This window comes from Thalassospira profundimaris (genome assembly GCF_003326795.1).
Lineage (GTDB): Bacteria > Pseudomonadota > Alphaproteobacteria > Rhodospirillales > Thalassospiraceae > Thalassospira > Thalassospira profundimaris_C.
In genome coordinates this window covers 191,364-206,432 of record NZ_JPWI01000006.1, presented here as the reverse complement: position 1 = coordinate 206,432, position 15,069 = coordinate 191,364, and the positions used below count along the sequence as shown (strand labels likewise).

The 15,069-nt window shown below is 54.0% G+C and carries 13 protein-coding genes; 10 read left to right on the top strand and 3 right to left on the bottom strand.

Annotated features, from left to right (window positions below; translation table 11 throughout):
• The first annotated feature begins 317 nt into the window (after positions 1-317).
• Positions 318-1,304, top strand: a complete 987-nt coding sequence (locus TH30_RS11440) for an HpcH/HpaI aldolase/citrate lyase family protein (RefSeq protein ID WP_114098225.1) — start codon at positions 318-320, stop codon at positions 1,302-1,304.
• A gap of 62 nt (positions 1,305-1,366) precedes the next feature.
• Here TH30_RS11440 and TH30_RS11435 read toward each other — a convergent pair whose 3' ends face one another.
• Positions 1,367-2,206 carry an NAD(P)H-dependent oxidoreductase gene (locus TH30_RS11435; RefSeq protein ID WP_114098224.1) on the bottom strand — a complete coding sequence of 280 codons (840 nt, stop codon included), beginning with the start codon at positions 2,204-2,206 and terminating at the stop codon, positions 1,367-1,369.
• Positions 2,207-2,302: 96 nt separating this feature from the next.
• On the opposite strand from TH30_RS11435, the gene TH30_RS11430 reads away from it, so the two are divergent.
• Entirely contained in the window at positions 2,303-3,217 is a 915-nt protein-coding gene (locus tag TH30_RS11430; protein ID WP_114098223.1) for a LysR family transcriptional regulator, read from the top strand.
• 100 nt (positions 3,218-3,317) lie between these two features.
• Here TH30_RS11430 and TH30_RS11425 read toward each other — a convergent pair whose 3' ends face one another.
• Positions 3,318-4,340, bottom strand: a complete 1,023-nt coding sequence (locus tag TH30_RS11425) for a zinc-binding alcohol dehydrogenase family protein (RefSeq protein ID WP_114098222.1) — start codon at positions 4,338-4,340, stop codon at positions 3,318-3,320.
• Between the two features lie 178 nt (positions 4,341-4,518).
• Between TH30_RS11425 and TH30_RS11420 the strand changes: the two genes are divergently transcribed.
• On the top strand, positions 4,519-4,887 hold the full coding sequence (locus TH30_RS11420) for a winged helix-turn-helix transcriptional regulator (RefSeq protein WP_114098221.1): 369 nt from the start codon (positions 4,519-4,521) through the stop codon (positions 4,885-4,887).
• On the opposite strand, the gene TH30_RS11415 is transcribed toward TH30_RS11420, so the two are convergent.
• A complete protein-coding gene (locus tag TH30_RS11415) occupies positions 4,884-5,378 on the bottom strand; it encodes a GNAT family N-acetyltransferase (RefSeq protein WP_114098220.1) in 495 nt (164 codons plus the stop codon). The genes TH30_RS11420 and TH30_RS11415 overlap by 4 nt on opposite strands.
• A gap of 159 nt (positions 5,379-5,537) precedes the next feature.
• On the opposite strand from TH30_RS11415, the gene TH30_RS11410 reads away from it, so the two are divergent.
• The 7 genes from TH30_RS11410 (at position 5,538) to TH30_RS11380 (ending at position 15,048) form a co-directional block, all read left to right on the top strand.
• Positions 5,538-6,494 carry an acetyl-CoA carboxylase carboxyltransferase subunit alpha gene (locus TH30_RS11410; protein WP_114098273.1) on the top strand — a complete coding sequence of 319 codons (957 nt, stop codon included), beginning with the start codon at positions 5,538-5,540 and terminating at the stop codon, positions 6,492-6,494.
• 131 nt (positions 6,495-6,625) lie between these two features.
• Positions 6,626-7,444, top strand: a complete 819-nt coding sequence (locus tag TH30_RS11405; RefSeq protein ID WP_114098219.1) for an ion transporter — start codon at positions 6,626-6,628, stop codon at positions 7,442-7,444.
• A 132-nt stretch (positions 7,445-7,576) separates the two neighbouring features.
• The gene (locus TH30_RS11400) at positions 7,577-8,356 is read left to right on the top strand and encodes an MBL fold metallo-hydrolase (RefSeq protein WP_258548692.1); all 780 of its coding nucleotides are present in this window, start codon (positions 7,577-7,579) and stop codon (positions 8,354-8,356) included.
• 89 nt (positions 8,357-8,445) lie between these two features.
• A complete protein-coding gene (locus tag TH30_RS11395; RefSeq protein WP_114098218.1) occupies positions 8,446-11,661 on the top strand; it encodes an ABC transporter transmembrane domain-containing protein in 3,216 nt (1,071 codons plus the stop codon).
• A gap of 29 nt (positions 11,662-11,690) precedes the next feature.
• Positions 11,691-11,936 carry a hypothetical protein gene (locus TH30_RS11390; protein ID WP_114098217.1) on the top strand — a complete coding sequence of 82 codons (246 nt, stop codon included), beginning with the start codon at positions 11,691-11,693 and terminating at the stop codon, positions 11,934-11,936.
• 181 nt (positions 11,937-12,117) lie between these two features.
• Complete coding sequence (locus TH30_RS11385) at positions 12,118-13,605, top strand: NAD-dependent succinate-semialdehyde dehydrogenase (protein WP_114098271.1); 1,488 nt, start codon at positions 12,118-12,120, stop codon at positions 13,603-13,605.
• Positions 13,606-13,647: 42 nt separating this feature from the next.
• A complete protein-coding gene (locus TH30_RS11380; RefSeq protein WP_114098216.1) occupies positions 13,648-15,048 on the top strand; it encodes an aspartate aminotransferase family protein in 1,401 nt (466 codons plus the stop codon).
• The last annotated feature ends 21 nt before the right edge of the window (positions 15,049-15,069 follow it).

Genomic DNA, 15,069 nt, shown 5'->3' with positions numbered 1-15,069 from the left:
TAATCTAACGGCTGAGCCGTTAAGGGGCTATTGCTTTATCGGGCTTATCTCGACTTTTTCTTAATTAAGCGCCTGACTTTGCCTCCATGCGTCGAAAGCACAATGAGGCACAGGCTTTTTAAGCTTGCCAGCATTCGCATATGCACCATAAATTGGGATCAGGATTACCGCGACGCACAATGATCGCGGGCCACATAACTGTCACGGCGGCCACGGTACGATCCCGAAAACGGGACGCAAAATACGCCCGGGACATTGCATGGCCTTGTTTGCTTGCGATGCCCACTTGAAATGACAGGTTCTGGAGAAACGTAATCATGAGCTTCACCACCCCGACACCGGCCCCCGCGCGCCTGAACCGATCAGAGCTTGCCGTTCCCGGCAGTCGCATCGAACTGTTTGAAAAGGCCGCGAAATCCAAGGCCGATGCCATTTTCCTTGATCTGGAAGACGCGGTTGCGCCCAGTGACAAGGAACAGGCCCGCAAGAATATCATCGAAGCGATCAATGACATTGACTGGGGTGACAAGGTCTTGTCGGTCCGCATCAATGGTCTGGATACGCATTACATGTATCGTGACGTCGTCGATGTGCTTGAACAGGCCGGTGACCGGCTTGACCTGATCATGATCCCCAAGGTCGGCACAGCGTCGGATGTCTATGCGCTTGATATGCTGACAACCCAGATCGAAGCTGCCAAGGGACGCAAGAAACGCATCGGGTTTGAGCTGATCATCGAAACCGCACTTGGCATGCAAAACATTCACGAAATTGCCGCCGCCTCCCCGCGCAATGAAAGCCTTCATTTCGGTGTCGCCGATTACGCCGCATCCACCAAGGCCATGACGACCGGCATCGGCGGTCCGAACCCGCATTATGGTGTCCTGACCGACAAGGATGGCGACAATCCGCGCGATTATCACTGGGGTGACATGTGGCATTACGCGATTGCACGCATGGTCGTTGCCGCACGCGCCAATGGCTTGCGCCCGATTGATGGTCCGTTCGGTGATTTTTCCGATCCCGACGGCTATCGCGCACAAGGCGCGCGCGCCATGGTTCTGGGCTGCGAAGGCAAATGGGCGATACATCCCAGCCAGATCGGCCTTGCCAACGACGTCTATTCCCCGTCAGAGGCCGAAGTCACCAAAGCCAGACGCATCCTTGAAGCCATGGCAAAGGCGCAGACAGAAGGTGCTGGTGCGGTTGCCCTAGATGGTCGCCTGATCGACATTGCCTCGATCAAGCAGGCCGAAGTCATGGTCAAACAGGCCGAAGCTATCGCCGCACGCGACGCGGGTTAAACGCTCCATATAAAGATCACATCAAAAGGGCCGGAGTTTTCCCCGGCCCTTTTCAGTGTTATCTAGGATGCCAGTCGGCGCGATTGCCTGACCTGCCCGTGCAGGACTTCTTCAGGATCGCCTTCACGCACCAGATGCATGCTGATGCCATCGGATCCGCCACCCAGCCCCGGTTTCAGACGCTGCTTGCCATCATAATGGCCACCATTTTGTGTGCGATAGGGGATTGGCTCATCAGTGAACAAACCTGCGAGGCGTTCCTTGAACGCGGTCTCGATTTCTGCCCACCCGTCCTCATCCATACGATCGGTACTATAAACCGGAAATGGCGGCATGACGTCCATACCGGGATAGAAAAGTACGCCGTGCTGGATCGGCCACAACACATCATCGATGCTGCCATTGACGCCACGCTCACTGTAATGCGGCAAATGTCCGCCAATCGGTACAATCAGCATCGCCCGCCGTCCGGCAAGGGTGCCCTCGCCATAGCGGTCGCCCCAGTGCTTCTCGCTATGCTCGCCAACACCATACGCAAAGCCATAGGCGAACACACGATCAACCCAGCCTTTCAGGATGGCGGGCATTCCGAACCACCACATCGGAAAGCTGAACAACACCGCATCCGCCCATAAAAGCTTATCCTGTTCGGCTACGATGTCTGCCGTCTGCAAGCCCGACGCATACGCATTTTTGGACTCTGCTACATAGATCAGCCGATCAGGATCGTGACGTTCGATAAAATCATGTGCATCTGCAAGGGGTTTCCATCCCATGGCATAAAGGTCAGAAACCTTCACGTCATGTCCGTCAGCGCGGAGCTTTTCAACCGCGACATTCTTTAATGCGCTGGTCAGGGATGCAGGTTCGGGATGGGCATGAACAATCAAGACATTCGACATTGGGTCGTCCTTCCAAAGGGGGTCACATTCGATGCGTGATCATGGCCTGATGTTCTGCTATCTTTGAAATTCAATAATTTTTTATCTGGTATAAATATGACAGATATCAGCAAGCTTGACTTGAACCTGCTGGTCACGCTCGACACCTTGCTGGCCGAACGCAATGTCACACATGCGGCAAAGCGCCTGAATCTCAGTCAACCGGCGATTTCGACACGACTGACGCGCCTGCGTGACTTGCTGGGGGATCCGTTATTGCTACCGGCACAGCGTGGCATGATCCCGACCGAACGCGCACTTGAACTCCAGGAACCGCTGCATCAGGCATTGGAAGGGGTACGCAGGGTCGTTGCTGAAAACAGTCCGTTTGATCCATCGACAATCACCGCCACCATCGCCATTGCCGCCAGTGACTATGTGCAATACGCGATCCTGATGCCGCTTCTTGACGTTTTGCGGCGTGACGCCCCCGGGATCAAAGTCGCATGGCGCACGATTAACACATCCATGCTTGATACCCAGATGGCGCGCGGTGATGTCAGCCTTGCGCTCTCGACGCCTGAAACCGCGCCTGAAACGCTTCGTATGCGCAAAATCTATCACGAGGAATATGTCGCAATCGCCAGATGCGATCATCCGGCAATCAGCGAACCTCTTGATCTTGAAAGCTTCTGCGCACTTGACCATGTCGTCGTTTCCCCCGAAGGCGGCGGCTTCAAGGGGCCTGCGGATGATGCCCTTGCCGCACTTGGACGAAAACGCAATGTTGCCCTGTCTGCACCGGGGTTTCTTGTTGTCCCCGAAATCGTCGCACGCAGCGATATGATTGCCCTTGTGCCCAGGCGGGTTGCCCGCGGTCGCACCGGCCAAATCCGGGTATTTGATCCCCCACTGCCCGTCACCGGCTTTGACATGGCGCTGATCTGGCATGACCGCACCACAACCCATCCACTGCATCGCTGGATCCGGGATCAGATCACCGCATTGATCGGAGATGCCGCCGCCGGTTAACCAGCCTTTCGTGCACATAGAAAAGGCCGATCCGCGACATTCACGCAGATCGGCCTGAAGCTTTTGAATTCACGGCACCCGAAATTCTCGGGCGTGGTGATCAGTCCGCAATACCGTCAAAGGTGATCTTGCCAATTGCCTTGCCACTTTCAAGCAATGCATGTGCTTTCTGCAGGCTTTCCGGTGACAGCGGGCCAAAGCTTTCATTTGCGGTATTGGTAATGGTTCCATCATCGACCAACCGGGCTACAGTCGCCAGAAGCTTGTGCTGTTCAATCATATCTGCCGTCTGGAACATCGAACGGGTAAACATGAATTCATAGGAGAAGCTGGCGGACTTGGCCTTCAGAAGATCAACATTGTGATTTTCCTTGGCCTCGGTGATGGTCACAATCCGGCCCTGCGGCACAATCAGCTTTGCCATCACGTCGAAATACTGGTCGGTTTCCGACGTACAGAAGATGTAATCCACATTCACAATGCTCAGAGACGCCAGTTCTTCGTCAAGCGGGTTGCGATGGTTGATAACCGCGTCAGCACCCAGTTTTTTGACCCAGTCGATGGTCTCGGGCCGTGACGCCGTTGTGATCACTTTCAAACCGGCAAGCTTCGCCAGCTGAATGGCGATCGAGCCAACACCACCTGCCCCGCCAATAATCAGAATGGACTTTGATGCGTTGGCGTCTACTGCCGCACGATCAATCAGCAAACGATCAAACATTGCCTCCCATGCGGTGATTGTCGTCAGCGGCAAAGCCGCAGCGGCCGCAAACCCAAGTGATTTTGGCTTAAGCGCAACGATACGCTCGTCGACCAGCTGTAACTGGGTATTCGAACCGGACCGGGTTACATCACCGGCATACCAGACTTCATCACCCGGACGGAAAAGGGTCACGTCTTCACCAACTGCCTCGACAATACCAGCGGCATCCCAACCAAGGATCTTGAAGGCACCATCATCCTGCTTGCCCTTGCGGACCTTGAAATCAACCGGATTGACCGCAATTCCCTTTACCCGAACCAGAATATCGCGCCCCGTGGCGACCGGCACATCGGTTTCGATCTGGGTAAACAACCCGTCTGTTTCGACCGGGGCGGATTTATAAACGCCAATGGCTTTCATCTTATGCAGTCCTTTTCATCAAAGGTTTGATTTGTGAATGTCAAAGACCTAACGCATAATGACCGTGAACATAAGTACGCACAATTTCTGCATATAGTGACATTTTGTATACTAATGCAGAATTCCGGGACTGTTGCGACCTCTGCGTTGCTCGGATGACCCTGTATGGAGAAGTTACATGGAACTTTGCCCGCCAAATCGCAGCCCCGGCTGCCCTGTTGAAGGCGCACTTGACGCCATTGGAGGCAAGTGGAAAGGTGTTGTGCTGTTCCATCTTCTTGACGGTAAAAAGCGCTTCAACGAGCTGCGCCGCATGATGCCGGGCGTTACACAGCGCATGTTGACCCGCCAGTTGCGCGAACTGGAAGCAGACGGACTTGTCCACCGCGAAGTCTATGCCGAAGTTCCGCCGCGCGTCGAATACAGCCTGACAGCCAAGGGTGAAACATTGCGCGATATTATTCTGGCGCTCAAGGCGTGGGGCGAAACCCATGTTCCCTATTTTGCCCTGTCAAAACCGCGCTTGCCGGAAGCTGAAACCGCCTAGTCCACAATAAGATCACGCGCCATTTTCCAGAATGTGGGGCGATCATATCCATCGTGGATCCCTTCGCCGGCAATTTCAAATCCGCGCGACCGGAAGAACGCGATGTTATCTTCCAGTTCCACGCGGACATGCAGACGCATCTTTTCCTTGCCGCGCTTTGCAGCAAAATCGCAGGCCGTCTCAACAAGCGCCTTGCCAATTCCGCCGCCCTTGATCGCCGGATCGACTGACAATTTATATAGATAGGCATCCTTGCCAATATCCTCGACCCAAATCTGGCCAACAACCTTACCGCTTGGGTCAATTGCCAGAAACAGGCTGTCCCGGGCAAAACGCCATTGTAATTCGGACACTGTTACCGATTTTGCAGAACTTGGCGGGTCGACAATGTCATCCTGAAAGGCAAAGGCGGCCAAAAGGATTTCAACAAGGCGTTCAAACGGAACGTTTTCAGGTACTTGCGGAACTGTGATCTCGATACTGGACGTCATGGCAACCCGTGTGCAAAATATCACTGCATGAAGTGAGAACCTTACGCCATAATTCTTACGTAAACGGAAAATATGGTTCGCTTATCGGTCAACGCTTGACGTAGCGGGTTGATCAACTATGTTCCGCCCCATTGTTTCCCAGTCGGATATGATGCCCTGATGCATAACTTCCTCGATTTTGAAAAACCGATCGCCGAGCTTGAAGGCAAGATCGAAGAGCTCCGTCACCTGACGGGCAATGACGAAGTCAACATCGCAGACGAGGTTTCACGCTTGCAGGACAAGCTGACCAAGTTGTTGCAAAGCACCTACGGAAAGCTGACGCCCTGGCAGAAGACGCAAGTCGCGCGCCATCCGGACCGTCCGCATTTCACCGACTATATCGCAAACCTGTTTGACGATTTCACCCCGCTTGCCGGCGACCGCCAGTTTGGCGAAGACGCTGCAATCATCGGGGGACTTGGTCGTCTTCAGGGACGCACCGTCATGGTTATTGGTCATGAGAAGGGCCGCGATACCGAAACCCGCGTAAAGCACAATTTCGGTTCGGCCCGTCCGGAAGGCTACCGCAAGGCGATCCGTCTGATGCGCATGGCCGAACGTTTCAACATTCCGGTCGTGACACTTGTCGACACCGCTGGTGCCTTCCCGGGGGCCGACGCAGAAGCACGCGGCCAGTCCGAAGCCATCGCGCGTTCGATTGAAGCCTGCCTTGATATCAAGGTGCCGCTGATTTCGGTCATTATCGGCGAAGGCGGTTCAGGTGGTGCTATTGCCCTTGCGGTTGCCAATACCGTTCTGATGCTTGAAAACTCGATCTATTCGGTGATCTCGCCAGAAGGCTGCGCCTCCATTCTTTGGCGTTCGGGTGACGAAGCCAAAACCGCAGCCGAGGCCCTTCGCCTCACAGCACAGGACCTGCAACAGCTTGGTGTAATTGATGACATCGTTGCTGAACCGCTTGGTGGCGCCCAGCGCAACGCCAAGGAAGCGTGCAAGCGCGTTGGTGACGCAATCATCAAGGCACTCGAAAGCATGGATGGCGTCGAAGGCGGCCTTCTCAAGGCACGTCGTCGTGACAAATTCCTTGAAATGGGTCGCAAAGGCCTGAACTGATTTCCTGTTCAGGGCGCAGTGCACTGGTGCAACTGCGCCCTTTTTCCTTTTATCCGGCGCAACGTGTCCGTCGGTGACATCCGGCGGCCCACGCGCCCTGTTTCCGACCTCGTCGGGAGGCTAGGACCTAGATGGACATTCTTCGCCGGATCGTAGAATCCAACCGCTTTAAAAACTTCATCACAGCCGTCATCGCCCTGAATGCGGTGATCCTTGGCTTTGAAACCTCGTCGACCGTGATGGAAAAAGCCGGAACGATCCTGCATTTTCTTGATCAGGTTGCCGTTGCGATCTTTGTCATCGAACTGTTGATGAAGCTTGCCGTCTATCGACTGGCATTTTTCAAACGGGCCTGGAATGTTTTTGACTTTACCATCGTCGCCATCACCCTGCTTCCGGCAGGCCAGGGACTGTCGGTCTTGCGTGCCCTTCGTATCCTGCGTGCATTCCGCCTGATCTCGACCGTGCCCTCCATGCGCAAGGTGGTTGAAGCTTTGATGCGCGCCATCCCGGGCATGGTTTCGGTTCTGACACTGCTGTCACTGGTCTTTTACGTATCGGCGGTCATGGCAACCAAGCTGTTTGGTCAGGGCTTCCCGGAATGGTTTGGCAATATCGGTGCATCCCTTTATTCCCTGTTCCAGATCATGACGCTTGAAAGCTGGTCGATGGGAATTGTCCGCCCGGTGATGGAGTCTTATCCGCTGGCATGGCTGTTTTTCGTTCCATTCATTCTGGTGACGACCTTTGCGGTGCTGAACCTCTTCATCGCTATCGTGGTTGATGCAATGTCGTCCCATGTCGATGTCGAGGAAAAGCAGACCCGTGACGAGATCGAACTTGATCATCGAGAAATCATGCAGGAACTCCGCGCATTACGTCAGGAAATGAGCAAACTTTCCTCCGCGCAAAACGCGGTAAATCCGCAACAGGATTCCGCAAGAAACTGAGTTGCAAGCAGCTAAAAGACAGACGGTCAGAGCCCGCCAATCGATAAAAATTGATACTTTGCTCATAAAAGGGGGTGGTTAAACGCCCCGTACCTCGTCTAATCTTTCGACAAAATATCGGGAGAACGGGGAATGAAGCTTACGTTTGCGGGGACAGGCTCGGCCTTTTGCATGGCCGCCGAAAACTTTCAGAGCAACATGGTTCTGGAAACGACCCCGTCGGGTAACGAACAACCGCATCGTCTTTTGATTGACTGTGGTTCAGATGCGCGCCACTCGCTGCGCAATCTCGGCTACATGCCAAATGACTTTGACGCGGTCTATATCAGCCATCTGCATTCGGACCATATCGGTGGTCTGGAATGGATGGCGCTCGCCAACTATTTCATTTTTGACGGTCACCGCGCCAAACTGCTTGCGGTCAAGGAACTGCTTGACCCCCTGTGGGAACATTCGCTTCGTGGCGGTCTTGAGACCAGTGATCACGGCAACAGCCAGTTATCGTCCTATTTCGACGTATTGCCGCTTGTTGCCAAAACCGGCTTTGACTGGCAGGGGCTGCATTTTGATATCATCCCTGTCCCACACATTGTCACCAACGAATCCACGATGTTTTCCTATGCCCTGTTCGGGCGTGGAGAAAAGAAGTCCTTTTTCCTGACAACAGATGCGATTTTCAATCCTGACGCCCATATGTCGCTGTATCGTAAAGCAGATATGATTTTTCAGGATTGTGAATTGGGGCCACGACATTCCGGTGTGCATGCCCATTATGACGAACTGGTCACATTGCCCGCCGAGGTGAAAGCAAAGATGTGGCTTTATCATTATCAGGCATATGACAAACCGGATGCCAAGGCAGATGGATTTTGCGGATTTATTGAGCCGGGACAGAGTTTCGATCTTGGCTGATCGGACCGGCTCCGCGTAATCTGCACACTACCCAATAAAAACGAGCGACAGGGACGATAAAGTTCCAATGCAACATACGGGACGTGCGAATGCCAAAATCGGTCTTTGCCTATATCTGGCGCCATAGTCGCCTTCAGCAGATCATCCTGACAGTGGTGACGCTGCTTTCGTTTCCGTTCCTGTATTACTCTCTCGACCTGCCCAAACAAATCGTCAACGAAGCGATTGGCGGGGCCGGTGCACCTTATGACATTCTTGGCGCTCCCCTGAACCAGATCGAATATCTGTTTGCGCTCTCGGCGATCTTTCTGGCGCTGGTTTTCGTCAATGGCGGCTTCAAATATTTCATCAATGTCTATCAGGGCGTCATGGCCGAGCGCATGTTGCGCCGGATGCGCTATGAGCTTTTTGATCGGGTTCTGCGTTTTCCCTTACCGCATTTTCGCAAAACCAGTCAGGGCGAAATCGTTTCGATGATCACCGCCGAGGCCGAACCGCTGGGCGGCTTCTTTGGCGAGGCATTTTCTCTACCGCTTTATCAGGGCGGCATTCTGATTACGATTTCGGCCTTTATCTTTATTCAGGACCCGTTGATGGGAATTGCCGCGGTCGCCTTTTATCCGCTGCAGGGCTATCTGATTCCCAAACTGCAACGCCGGGTAAACCTGCTTGGCAAACAACGCGTGCAAAATGTGCGCCGGATGTCGGAACATATTGGCGAGGCAGTAGGTGGCGCCACCGATATCCGCGCCAACGATACCCGCGGGTTCGAACTGACCCACTTCACCCAGCGCCTTGGCCGGATTTTCGATATCCGCAAGGAAATCTATTACCGCAAATTCTTTATCAAGTTTCTCAATAACTTTATTGCCCAGATCACGCCGTTCTTCTTCTATTCCATTGGCGGTTATCTGGTGATCATCGGTGATCTCAGCTTCGGTGCGCTGGTTGCAGCCCTTGCCGCTTACAAGGACATGTCCGCCCCCTGGAAAGAACTTCTGGCCTATTATCAGCGCCTCGCCGATGCCAACATCAAATACGACCAGTTGCATGAACAGTTCGAACTGCCCGATCTCGGCCCGGAACATCAACTGAGCGTGAAGCAATCACCGGCACTTGCCGGCCCGCTGGATGTCAGCGCCCTGTCCTGGATTGATGATGATGGCACCCGCGTTGTAGAAAACGTGTCCTTTAACATGGCATTGCCGGGCAATGCCCTTTTGACCGGTTCTTCAGACAGCGGCAAGTCACAGCTCGCGCGTTTGCTTGCACGCATTCTTGATCCGACAAGCGGACGCATTCAGTTCAGCGACCTAGACGCCACGACACTCCCGTCTTCGATCATTGGTCAACGCCTCGCCTATGTCGGGGCTGATGCCTATCTGTTTAACGGCAGCATTGCTGACAACCTGTTCTATGGCCTCAAACATCGCCCGGTCATCATTGACCAGAAGGCAGAAAAGAAAAAAACCGGCAAAGAGGTTTCCAGGCTTGAACAGAGCGCGCAACAAGCCGATGCAGACCTCAAATATCCGCTTCCGAAATTTGTTGAGGCTGTCGAACTATCTGATCCCACGGAACTGCCGTGGAAACTGACGCGTGAAATGTATGACGAGATCAGGATGTCGGGGAACATCCCTTATGATCCGTCAGCCGAGTGGATTGACTATGTAGGGCCCGGCTACAAATCCGTCGACGAATTGCAAAGTGAACTTCTTCGTCTGCTTGAAGTTGTCGGACTGGATCGTGACATTTATCGCATCGGTCTTTCACGCCGGATCAATGCCGAAGACCGGCCCGAACTTGTTGAAGCGGTTCTTGATGTCCGCCCGCGCCTTAAGGCAATCCTTGCCGAACGTCAACTTTCCGATCTTGTCGAACCCTTTGACATCGAAAAGTACAACGACAACGCCCCTGTTGGCGTGAACCTGATGTTCGGTTCGCCGTCACGCACCGATTTCAAGCGCTTCGAATTCCTGTCCCATCCCTATATTCAGCAAAGCCTTCGCGAGAACGGCCTGTATGACAAGATGGTCAATATGGGACGCGAAACGCTTGATCTTATGATCGAACTGTTTACCGGACTTCCCCCCGGACACGAATTTTTCGATCGTTACAGCTTCGTCTCGGCCGATGAGATTCCTGATGTCAAAAACATCCTCAAACGCACAGATGGTGTTGCGGTTGATGACATCCGTAACGAAGACCGTCTGCACCTGATTGATGTTGCCATGCAAATCACACCGGCACGTCACCGTTTGCGCGTCATCGATGATGAATTCCGTGATCTTGTCCTTAAGGCCCGACCGAAAATTCGGGCCAATCTGCCCGAAGAACTGTCCAAACATATCGACTTCTTCGAAGCAGACGGCTATGCCCCCGCCGCCCCCATCATCGACAACCTTCTGTTTGGTCGCTTCGCCTATGGCCGAGCCCATTCGGAAGAACGTGTTGGCGAGGTACTGTTTGAAATTGCCCATGAAGGCCGCCTTTATGAAGGCCTGGTCGCGCTCGGCCTTGAAAGTCAGGTTGGCGTCGGCGGCAGTCGCATGTCACAAACCTTGCGCCAGAAAATCGCTCTCGTCCGTGCCCTTATAAAAAACCCGGATCTTCTCGTCGTGGACGAAGGACTTTCTGCCCTTGATCGTGAAACCCGCGAAGGTGTTATCAATTATCTGACCGGTGAAAATGACAATACCAGCCTGATCTGGGTCGATGGTGATGATCAGGACAATGAAAAGTTCGACACATTCCTGCATATGTCGAATGGCAAGCTGGTCAAACGCCGCAGCCACAGCGAAGACGGAACAAGCGAGACCACCGAAGCCGAAGATGATGCCGCCATCTTTATGGATGGCAACATCGATCAGGAGGTCAGACTGCTTCGAACCATTCCGCTGTTTGCCGGTCTGGACCCGAGCGTCATCAAACTTCTGGCCTTTACCAGCCCGCGCCTGACCTTCAAACATGGCGAGGTTCTGGTCAAACAGGGCGATCCCGGCGACGCCGCCTTTATCGTCATATCGGGGCGCGGTGAAATCTGGCTGACCACAGAAGAACATCAGACATTGAAATTGCGCGATGTTCACGCCAAGGAAGTCATTGGTGAAATTGCCCTTCTGGTCGACGCCCCGCGGTCTGCAACCATCCGTGCGGTCGACGACATGACCGTCCTTAAACTCGATAAAACCGAGTTCCTCGGCCTGGTTCGACAGGATCAGGCGGTAGCGGTTCAGCTGATCCGTGTTCTGGCCGAAAGACTTGACCAAACCACCAGACAGCTCACCAGCCGACACAACGATTAACGGTCATATGCGGGTCCGAAAATTTTGATATGAATAAAGTCGCCTCCATTCTGCTTGCTGCCATTCTCGCAATTGTCATGCTTGGCGGGTTTATTGCCATTCTTGGCGGCAGCATTCTGGGGGCGTTGCTGTTTGTCGTCGGAATTCCCTTTGCCTTTCCGATGTCGACCAGCATCGTTGTGCTGTTTTTTGCCGTGATCATTATTCGGACCATCATGGAAAAGCGTCGCCAGAAACGTGAAATGCAGAAATATCTGAATTCCCCAACAGACTGACATTTCAGCCCTTTCCGCATATGCGCAGAAAAAACATTCTGATTTGACCATGTGATGCGGAAAAAACCGCATCAATTGAGACAGAGTTCGGAGACCTCCTCTGAGAAACTGCTGTTAGCTTCCTTGTAGTTCAACAAACAGGCTCGACCCGATGTGTCGACCGGTTTTCAAGGAGGTCCGCATGACGGCACAATCAAAGGAACAGCGTTGCGTGTCGTTAGGCCAGCTTGCCGATCTGCGGCTGCTGCGCGAATACGCCTATATCGATGGTCGCTGGTGCTCGGCAGACAATCTTCAGGTTATCGAGGTTACCAACCCGTTCGACGGAAGCTTTATCGGCACCGTTCCGAACATGGGTGTCTTTGAAACCCGCAAGGCAATTGCTGCTGCACGCGCAGCCTTTCCGGCATGGGCAGGCTTGGTGCCACAACAACGCGCCGAGGCACTTGGCCGCTGGCATGATCTTCTGATCGAAAACAGGGAAGACCTGGCTTTGCTGATGACCCTTGAACAGGGCAAGCCGATCAATGAAGCCCGTGGTGAAATCGATTACGCGGCAAGCTTTGTCTCCTTCTATGCCGAAGAAGCAAAGCGTGTGAATGTCGAAAACATCACATCGCACCTGCCCAATCGCAACATGACGGTCAGGCGTGAACCGATTGGCGTTACCGCCGCCGTGACGCCATGGAATTTCCCCTGTGCAATGATCACGCGCAAGGCCGCCGCCGCATTGGCAGCAGGCTGCACCATGATTGTGCGTCCGGCAACCGAGACCCCGTTCTCGGCCACCGCCCTTGCCGAGCTGGCCGAACGCGCAGGTATTCCTGCAGGCGTGTTTAACGTCATCACGGGTGATCCGAACCCGGTCGTCGGCGAGCTGTGCGGCAACCCGCTGGTACGTGCGCTGTCCTTCACCGGTTCGACCGAGGTTGGCCGTTTATTGCTGTCGCAGGGCGCGCAAACCATCAAGAAAATGTCGATGGAACTTGGTGGCCACGCGCCCTTCATCGTGTTTGATGATGTCGATATCGACGAAGCCGTCTCGCATGCGATCAATGCAAAGTTCGCCACCAGTGGTCAGGATTGTCTTGCAGCGAACCGTATTTTTGTTCAGCGTGGAATCTATGACGCGTTCCTTGATAAATATGCCAAGGCAATCGCAGGCCTTCGGGTTGGCAACGGAATCGAGGAACATGTCGAAATCGGCCCGTTGATGCACGATCGTGCTGTGGCCAAGTGCGTTGAACATGTCGAAGATGCGCGTGCAAAGGGGGCGCGGGTTCTGATTGGCGGTAAGAAGATGGGCGGTCTGTTTTATGCCCCGACCCTTCTTGCCGATGTCACCAGCGACATGCAAATCTATCGCGAAGAAACATTCGGCCCGGTTGCCCCGGTCATGGCGTTTGATACCGAAGCCGACGTCATTGCACAGGCCAATGACAGTGAATACGGACTTGCTGCCTATCTGCTGACCAAGGACTACGACCGTGCCGCGCGCGTATCCAACGCTCTGGAATATGGCATGGTTGCCCTTAATTGCGTGAAGATCACCGGTGCCCCCATTCCGTTTGGCGGCGTCAAGCAGTCCGGTCTTGGCCGCGAAGGATCACGCCATGGCCTCGAAGAATTTACTGAACTCAAATATGTCTGCGCCGCTTACAACGCGTAATGCGCGCTTCTTTGACCACCGCATTCACATGGGAGAAGCAAAATGAATGTCATCAAAAACACCACGGCCGACCTGCAGGAAATGGATCGGGCGCATTTCATGCATCCGTCGACCCACATGCGCCAGCACGCCGCAGGTGAAACCCCGAACCGTATCATCAACGGTGGCAAGGGCATCTATATTCACGACACCGAAGGCAAACAAACCCTTGATGCCTTTGCCGGTCTTTATTGCGTAAATATCGGCTATGGCCGTACCGAAGTCGCCGATGCGATTTATGCCCAGGCAAAGGAACTGGCCTATTACCACACCTATGTCGGTCATAGTAACGAGCCGATCATTCGCCTCTCGGACCGTATCGTCAAAAGTGCGCCTGAAGGCATGCAGCGTGTCTATTACGGAATGTCGGGATCGGATGCCAATGAAACAAATATCAAGCTGATCTGGTACTACAACAATATCCGCGGTCTGCCGCAGAAGAAAAAGATCATCTCGCGCTGGCGCGGCTATCATGGTTCGGGCATCATGACCGGCAGCCTGACCGGCCTTGCCGCATTCCACAATGCATTTGATCTTCCGCGCGCGCCCGTTCTTCATACCACCTGCCCGCACCATTACTGGAATGCAGAAGCAGGCGAAACCGAAGCCGGGTTCGCCAAGCGTTGTGCCGATGATCTTGAAAAAATGATCCTGCGCGAAGGTCCGGAAACCGTTGCCGCCTTCATTGGCGAACCGGTCATGGGTACGGGCGGCATCATCACCCCGCCAGAAGGCTATTGGGATGCCATCCAGACCGTTCTGAACAAATATGATGTGCTTCTGGTAGCTGACGAAGTTGTCACCGCGTTTGGTCGTACCGGTTCCTATTTCGGGTCGCAGCATTACGGCATGAAGCCGGACCTGATCACGATTGCCAAGGGTGTGTCGTCGGGCTACCTGCCGCTTTCGGGCGTGATCATCGGCGAACGCGTCTGGAAGGTTCTGGAACAGGGATCGGATCAGATGGGTCCGATTGGTCATGGCTGGACCTATTCGGCACATCCGGTTTGCGCCGCAGCCGCCAACGCCAACCTTGATATCGTTGATGGTGAAAACCTAACGGGCAATGCCGCAGAAACTGGCGGCTATTTCCAGCATCTCTTGCGTGAAACCTTCAAGGATCATCCGCTGGTTGGTGAAGCACGCGGTGTTGGCCTGATGGCCGCACTTGAGTTTGTTGCCGACAAAACCAAAAAAGAACGCTTTGACCCGAACGCCAAGATCGGTCCGCGCGTCTCGGCGGCCTGCCTTGAACGCGGCATGATCGCACGTGCCATGCCGCACGGTGACATTCTTGGCTTTGCACCGCCGCTTTGCATCACCAAAGCCGAAATCGACAAGGTGGTCGACATCGCCAAACAGGCTGTTGATGCCGTCGCCGACGAAGTCGCAGCAGGCAAGTAGAGCTGTCTGTTTCGGATAATC

Excerpts from the sequence above, each read along its gene's own strand:
- TH30_RS11405 (WP_114098219.1), top strand. The coding sequence starts at position 6,626 with ATGGACATTCTTCGCCGGATCGTAGAATCCAACCGCTTTAAAAACTTC.
- TH30_RS11415 (WP_114098220.1), bottom strand. The coding sequence starts at position 5,378 with ATGACGTCCAGTATCGAGATCACAGTTCCGCAAGTACCTGAAAACGTT.
- TH30_RS11410 (WP_114098273.1), top strand. The coding sequence starts at position 5,538 with ATGCATAACTTCCTCGATTTTGAAAAACCGATCGCCGAGCTTGAAGGC.
- TH30_RS11390 (WP_114098217.1), top strand. The coding sequence starts at position 11,691 with ATGAATAAAGTCGCCTCCATTCTGCTTGCTGCCATTCTCGCAATTGTC.
- TH30_RS11425 (WP_114098222.1), bottom strand. The coding sequence starts at position 4,340 with ATGAAAGCCATTGGCGTTTATAAATCCGCCCCGGTCGAAACAGACGGG.
- TH30_RS11385 (WP_114098271.1), top strand. The coding sequence starts at position 12,118 with ATGACGGCACAATCAAAGGAACAGCGTTGCGTGTCGTTAGGCCAGCTT.
- TH30_RS11400 (WP_258548692.1), top strand. The coding sequence starts at position 7,577 with ATGAAGCTTACGTTTGCGGGGACAGGCTCGGCCTTTTGCATGGCCGCC.
- TH30_RS11430 (WP_114098223.1), top strand. The coding sequence starts at position 2,303 with ATGACAGATATCAGCAAGCTTGACTTGAACCTGCTGGTCACGCTCGAC.
- TH30_RS11420 (WP_114098221.1), top strand. The coding sequence starts at position 4,519 with ATGGAACTTTGCCCGCCAAATCGCAGCCCCGGCTGCCCTGTTGAAGGC.
- TH30_RS11440 (WP_114098225.1), top strand. The coding sequence starts at position 318 with ATGAGCTTCACCACCCCGACACCGGCCCCCGCGCGCCTGAACCGATCA.
- TH30_RS11380 (WP_114098216.1), top strand. The coding sequence starts at position 13,648 with ATGAATGTCATCAAAAACACCACGGCCGACCTGCAGGAAATGGATCGG.
- TH30_RS11395 (WP_114098218.1), top strand. The coding sequence starts at position 8,446 with ATGCCAAAATCGGTCTTTGCCTATATCTGGCGCCATAGTCGCCTTCAG.
- TH30_RS11435 (WP_114098224.1), bottom strand. The coding sequence starts at position 2,206 with ATGTCGAATGTCTTGATTGTTCATGCCCATCCCGAACCTGCATCCCTG.